Origin of the sequence: Methylobacterium tarhaniae (genome assembly GCF_001043955.1) — a bacterium.
In the GTDB taxonomy this organism is placed as follows: Bacteria; Pseudomonadota; Alphaproteobacteria; order Rhizobiales; family Beijerinckiaceae; genus Methylobacterium; species Methylobacterium tarhaniae.
The window spans coordinates 1-3002 of the sequence record NZ_LABZ01000309.1; the positions used below are offsets into that span (position 1 = coordinate 1).

At 71.8% G+C, this 3002-nt stretch carries 3 protein-coding genes; all 3 read right to left on the bottom strand.

Features of this window, described 5'->3' with window-relative positions; genetic code table 11:
- Positions 1-136: 136 nt before the first annotated feature.
- Positions 137-1300, bottom strand: coding sequence for an FMNH2-dependent alkanesulfonate monooxygenase (gene ssuD / locus VQ03_RS29350; RefSeq protein WP_048454466.1), 1164 nt, complete (start codon positions 1298-1300; stop codon positions 137-139).
- A gap of 159 nt (positions 1301-1459) precedes the next feature.
- Entirely contained in the window at positions 1460-2317 is an 858-nt protein-coding gene (locus tag VQ03_RS29355; RefSeq protein ID WP_083468304.1) for an ATP-binding cassette domain-containing protein, read from the bottom strand.
- 30 nt (positions 2318-2347) lie between these two features.
- Positions 2348-3002: ABC transporter permease subunit (locus VQ03_RS29360; protein WP_048454467.1), on the bottom strand; the 655-nt coding region annotated here is incomplete at its 5' end.

A 3002-nucleotide genomic window follows, 5' to 3' on the forward strand; every position in this document is an offset into this window, starting at 1 on the left:
TCCTTCGAGGTCAGTCCATCTTCGATGGAGCGCGATCTTCGATCGCCAACACCTCAGGATGAGGTCGTCAGCGGGATGAAAGCTTCGACCGAATCGACACGTTCTGCTCGCCCTCGGCGCGGCCCCGGCGGCCGCCTCAATGCGCCGCCACCCCCCGGGTCGGCACGATATCGTTGGCGATCACCTCGCCGAACGGGCCGTCGTTGCGGGCGCCGGTCGCCGCCGTGCCGGTGGTGCTGCGCAGGGGCAGCTTGGGGAAGACCAGCTCGGCGAAGCGGTAGGCCTCCTCCAGGTGCGGGTAGCCGGAGAGGATGAAGCGGTCGATGCCGAGATCGATGTATTCCTTCATCCGGTCGGCGACCTGGTCGGGAGAGCCGACGAGGGCGGTGCCGGCGCCGCCCCGCACCAGGCCGACGCCGGCCCAGAGGTTCGGCGAGACCACCAGCTTGTCGCGCCGGCCGCCATGGAGCTGCATCATCCGGCTCTGGCCGACGGAATCCTGGCGCGCCAGGGTCGCCTGCGCCTTGGCGATGGTGGCGTCGTCGAGGCGCGAGATCAGCGACTCGGCCGCCTCCCAGGCCGCGGATTCGGTCTCGCGCACGATGACGTGCAGGCGGATGCCGTAGGAGAACGTCTTGCCCCGCTTCTCGGCCGCCTCCCGGGCCCGGGCGATCTTCTCCGCCACCCCGGCCGGGGGCTCGCCCCAGGTCAGGTAGACGTCGCAATGCTCGGCCGCCACCTCGATCCCGGCCGGCGACGAGCCGCCGAAATAGAGCGGCGGATAGGGCCGCTGCACCGGCGGAAAGATCAGCCGTCCGTCCTCCAGCCGCAGGTGCTCGCCTTCATAGGTCACGGTCTCGCCGGCGAGCAGCCCGCGCCAGACCCGCAGGAACTCGTCGGTCACCGCGTAGCGCTCGTCATGGGCGAGGAACACGCCGTCGCCGCGCAGTTCCACCGGATCGCCGCCGGTGACCACGTTGATGAGGAGCCGCCCGTCCGAGATCCGGTCGAGGGTCGCGGCCATGCGGGCGGCGGTCGAGGGCAGCTGCAGGCCCGGCCGCACCGCCACCAGGAAGCGCAGGCGCTTCGTCAGCGGTGCCAGCGCCGAGGCGACGACCCAGGAATCCTCGCAGGAGCGCCCGGTGGGAAGGAGCACGCCGAAATAGCCGAGCTCGTCCGCCGCCTGGGCGATCTGGCGCAGGTAGGGCAGGGTGACGGCCCGGGCGCCTTCCTGCGCGCCGAGATAGCGGCCGTCGCCGTGGGTGGGCAGGAACCAGAGGACATCGGTCTGGCCGGTCATGGGGGGACTCCGGTGAAGAGGGGCGCCCGTCTGCGTGTGGGAGCAGGACGAGGACGCATCGAAATCGAAAATGCTCGACGTCATCCCGAGGCTCGCCGGAGGCGACAACCCGGGGTGACGCGGAGGGGAGCAACTTCATCGTGCCGGTCGAACGACCCGTCAGGCCCGCCCATCCAGCAGGTGATCCAGAATCCGCCCCTCCAGGGCGGCCAGGTCCGGGTCGCCGCGTCGGCGCGGGCGGGGCACCGTGACGGGTACGTCGAGGGCGATGCGGCCGGCCTCGACGACGAGGATGCGGTCGGCCAGCGCCACCGCCTCGGCGACGTCATGGGTGACGAGGAGCGCGGTGAAACCTTGCGCGCGCCAGATCCGCTCGATCATCGCCTGCATGTCGATGCGGGTCAGCGCGTCCAGCGCCCCGAGGGGTTCGTCGAGGGCCAGCAGCCCCGGGCCGCTGACGAGCGCCCGGGCGAGGGCCACCCGCTGGCGCTGCCCACCCGAGAGGGTGGCGGGCCACTGTCCCGCCTTCTCGGCGAGGCCGACCTCGGCGAGCGCCGCCGCCGCACGCGCGCGCCGCTCCGCCGCCGGGCCGCCGCGGCTCAGGCCCACCGCGACGTTGTCGAGGACCCGCGCCCAGGGCAGGAGGCGCGGCTCCTGGAACATGATCCGGCGCGGGGCGTCGCCGCCCTCGACCGCGACGCGGCCGGCGCTCGGCGTCTCGAGGCCGAGGATCAGGCGCAGCAGGGTGGACTTGCCGCAGCCCGAGCGGCCGACCACGGCGACGAACTGGCCGGCCGGGATGTGAAGGTCGAGCCCGTCGATGACCGGCGCACCGCGGTCGAAGGACTTGGACAGGCCGCGCAGCGTGATGCCGAGGCCGGTCGTGCTCCGGTCGCGGGCGATCTCGCGGGAGACTTGGTTCTCGCGGGAGACCTGGTTCTCGCGGGTCTCGCGGCGCAGGCGGGTGGGGAAGGCGGGGGCGAAGCCGTCGAACCGGCGGAGGGTGCTGGCGATCATGGCGGAGGACCCTGGAAGGAAGGACGGGCGTCAGGCCGAGCGGTAGGCCGGGTTCCAGGCGAGGCAGGCGCGCTCCAGCCGGCGGGTCAGGAGGTCGGCGACCTTGCCGAGCAGCGCGTAGATCAGGATCGCCAGCACCACGACGTCGACCAGCATGAACTCGCGCGCCTGCATCGCCATGTAGCCGAGCCCCGAGGAGGCCGAGATCGTCTCGGCGACGATGAGCGTCAGCCACATGATGCCGAGGGCGTAGCGCAGGCCCACGAAGATCGACGGCAAGGCGCCGGGCAGCACCACGCGCCAGAAGAGCTCGGCCCGGGACATGCCGTAGATCCGGCCCATCTCGACCAGCTGCGGATCGACCGAGCGGATGCCGTGCAGGGTGTTGGCGTAGATCGGGAAGAACACGCCCAACGCCACCAGGAACAGCTTGGCCTCCTCGCCGATGCCGAACCACAGGATCACCAGCGGGATCAGCGACAGGTGCGGGATGTTGCGGATCATCTGCACGGTGGTGTCGGTGAGCCGGTCCGACAGGCGCGACAGCCCGTTGGCGAGGCCGAGGGAAAAGCCGATGCCGCCGCCGATCAGGAAGCCGCTCGCCGCCCGCAGGAAGCTGACGCCGAGATTGGTCCACAGCTCGCCGGTCTCGGCCAGGCGCCAGCCGGCGGCGGCCACGTCGAGG

Bases quoted from the DNA above. Each gene is read 5' to 3' on its own strand.
- ssuD (WP_048454466.1), bottom strand. From the start codon at position 1,300: ATGACCGGCCAGACCGATGTCCTCTGGTTCCTGCCCACCCACGGCGAC.
- VQ03_RS29355 (WP_083468304.1), bottom strand. From the start codon at position 2,317: ATGATCGCCAGCACCCTCCGCCGGTTCGACGGCTTCGCCCCCGCCTTC.